Source organism: Staphylococcus sp. GDY8P94P (assembly GCF_017892255.1).
In the GTDB taxonomy this organism is placed as follows: domain Bacteria; phylum Bacillota; class Bacilli; order Staphylococcales; family Staphylococcaceae; genus Staphylococcus; species Staphylococcus cohnii.
In genome coordinates this window covers 1577-4980 of the sequence record NZ_JAESKU010000029.1, presented here as the reverse complement: position 1 = coordinate 4980, position 3404 = coordinate 1577, and the positions used below count along the sequence as shown (strand labels likewise).

Here is a 3404-nt window from a genome sequence, read left to right as displayed (position 1 = left end):
TTCGATCACAGCGTCATCTTCAAACGCTTTCTTTTGTCAGTTTACAGTTCTTCGAAGTGGAAGTTCAGCTCCTTTTGATGATTAAAAAGAGAGCCTTTCGGGACTTAATTGCCTGGCAACGTCCTACTCTTGCGGAACGTAAGTCCGACTACCATCGGCGCTAAGGAGCTTAACTTCTGTGTTCGGCATGGGAACAGGTGTGACCTCCTTGCTATAGTCACCAGACAATATCATGTATAACTATTATACATTCAAAACTAGATAGTAAGTAAAATTTAGTTCAACCAACAAAACTTTTAAATTTGATTAAGTCTTCGATCGATTAGTATTCGTCAGCTCCACATATCGCTATGCTTCCACCTCGAACCTATTAACCTCATCATCTTTGAGGGATCTTATAACCGAAGTTGGGAAATCTCATCTTGAGGGGGGCTTCATGCTTAGATGCTTTCAGCACTTATCCCGTCCATACATAGCTACCCAGCGATGCCGTTGGCACGACAACTGGTACACCAGAGGTATGTCCATCCCGGTCCTCTCGTACTAAGGACAGCTCCTCTCAAATTTCCTACGCCCACGACGGATAGGGACCGAACTGTCTCACGACGTTCTGAACCCAGCTCGCGTACCGCTTTAATGGGCGAACAGCCCAACCCTTGGGACCGACTACAGCCCCAGGATGCGATGAGCCGACATCGAGGTGCCAAACCTCCCCGTCGATGTGAACTCTTGGGGGAGATAAGCCTGTTATCCCCGGGGTAGCTTTTATCCGTTGAGCGATGGCCCTTCCATGCGGAACCACCGGATCACTAAGTCCGTCTTTCGACCCTGCTCGACTTGTAAGTCTCGCAGTCAAGCTTCCTTGTGCCTTTACACTCTATGAATGATTTCCAACCATTCTGAGGAAACCTTTGAGCGCCTCCGTTACTCTTTAGGAGGCGACCGCCCCAGTCAAACTGTCCATCTGACACTGTCTCCCACCATGATTAATGGTGCGGGTTAGAAATCCAATACAGCGAGGGTAGTATCCCACCAACGCCTCCACGTAAGCTAGCGCTCACGTATCTAAGGCTCCTACCTATCCTGTACAAGCTGTACCGAATTTCAATATCAGACTACAGTAAAGCTCCACGGGGTCTTTCCGTCCTGTCGCGGGTAACCTGCATCTTCACAGGTACTATGATTTCACCGAGTCTCTCGTTGAGACAGTGCCCAAATCGTTACGCCTTTCGTGCGGGTCGGAACTTACCCGACAAGGAATTTCGCTACCTTAGGACCGTTATAGTTACGGCCGCCGTTTACTGGGGCTTCGATTCGTAGCTTCGCAGAAGCTAACCACTCCTCTTAACCTTCCAGCACCGGGCAGGCGTCAGCCCCTATACATCACCTTACGGTTTAGCAGAGACCTGTGTTTTTGATAAACAGTCGCTTGGGCCTATTCACTGCGGCTCTCCTGGGCGTGAACCCTAAAGAGCACCCCTTCTCCCGAAGTTACGGGGTCATTTTGCCGAGTTCCTTAACGAGAGTTCGCTCGCTCACCTTAGAATTCTCATCTTGACTACCTGTGTCGGTTTGCGGTACGGGCACCATAAATCTAGCTAGAGGCTTTTCTCGGCAGTGTGAAATCAACGACTCGAGGAAACAATTTCCTCTCCCCATCACAGCTTGACCTTAAGAGTGCCGGATTTGCCTAACACTCAGTCTTACTGCTTGGACGTACAATCCAATCGTACGCTTCGCCTATCCTACTGCGTCCCCCCATCGCTTAAAACGATTCATGGTGGTACAGGAATATCAACCTGTTATCCATCGCCTACGCCTATCGGCCTCAGCTTAGGACCCGACTAACCCAGAGCGGACGAGCCTTCCTCTGGAAACCTTAGTCAATCGGTGGACGGGATTCTCACCCGTCTTTCGCTACTCACACCGGCATTCTCACTTCTAAGCGCTCCACATGTCCTTACGATCATGCTTCAACGCCCTTAGAACGCTCTCCTACCATTGTCCTACGGACAATCCACAGCTTCGGTAATATGTTTAGCCCCGGTACATTTTCGGCGCAGTGTCACTCGACTAGTGAGCTATTACGCACTCTTTAAATGATGGCTGCTTCTAAGCCAACATACTAGTTGTCTGGGCAACGCCACATCCTTTTCCACTTAACATATATTTTGGGACCTTAGCTGGTGGTCTGGGCTGTTTCCCTTTCGAACACGGACCTTATCACCCGCGTTCTGACTCCCAAGTTAAATTGATTGGCATTCGGAGTTTGTCTGAATTCGGTAACCCGATAAGGGCCCCTCGTCCAAACAGTGCTCTACCTCCAATAATCATCACTTGAGGCTAGCCCTAAAGCTATTTCGGAGAGAACCAGCTATCTCCAGGTTCGATTGGAATTTCTCCGCTACCCTCAACTCATCCGCTCACTTTTCAACGTAAGTCGGTTCGGTCCTCCATTCAGTGTTACCTGAACTTCAACCTGGTCAAGGGTAGATCACCTGGTTTCGGGTCTACGACCAAATACTCAACGCCCTATTCAGACTCGCTTTCGCTACGGCTCCACATTCACTGCTTAACCTTGCATCAAATCGTAACTCGCCGGTTCATTCTACAAAAGGCACGCCATCACCCATTAACGGGCTCTGACTACTTGTAAGCACACGGTTTCAAGTTCTCTTTCACTCCCCTTCCGGGGTACTTTTCACCTTTCCCTCACGGTACTGGTTCACTATCGGTCACTAGAGAGTATTTAGCCTTGGGAGATGGTCCTCCCGGATTCCGACGGAATTTCTCGTGTTCCGTCGTACTCAGGATCCACTCAAGAGAGAACAGATTTTCGACTACAGGATTATTACCTTCTTTGATGCATCTTTCCAGATGCTTCGTCTAATCTATTCCTTTGTAACTCCGTATAGAGTGTCCTACAACCCCAACAAGCAAGCTCGTTGGTTTGGGCTATTCCCGTTTCGCTCGCCGCTACTCAGGGAATCGATTTTTCTTTCTCTTCCTGCGGGTACTAAGATGTTTCAGTTCTCCGCGTCTACCTTCGATACGCTATGTATTTACGTATCGATAATACGACATAACTCGTATTGGGTTTCCCCATTCGGAAATCTTTGGATCACAGCTTACTTACAGCTCCCCAAAGCATATCGTCGTTAGTAACGTCCTTCATCGGCTTCTAGTGCCAAGGCATCCACCGTGCGCCCTTAATAACTTAATCTATTTGCTTTCAACTCGACAACCGTCGGTTGAAAACCCAAAATGTTATTAATCTGTGAGTGTTCTTTCGAACACTAGCGATTATTTCTTTTTGAATTCAAGCTTATTTAAAACTCTTATTCACTCGGTTTTGCTTGGTAAAATCATAAATTTTACTTACTTATCTAGTTTTCAATGTACAA

The 3404-nt window shown here is 47.9% G+C and carries 2 rRNA genes; both read right to left on the bottom strand.

Annotated features, from left to right (window positions below):
• Window positions 1-110 precede the first annotated feature (110 nt).
• Window positions 111-225: ribosomal RNA gene (gene rrf, locus KA926_RS13580) — 5S ribosomal RNA — on the bottom strand.
• A 77-nt stretch (window positions 226-302) separates the two neighbouring features.
• Window positions 303-3223, bottom strand: a 23S ribosomal RNA gene (locus KA926_RS13575).
• Between the last annotated feature and the right edge of the window lie 181 nt (window positions 3224-3404).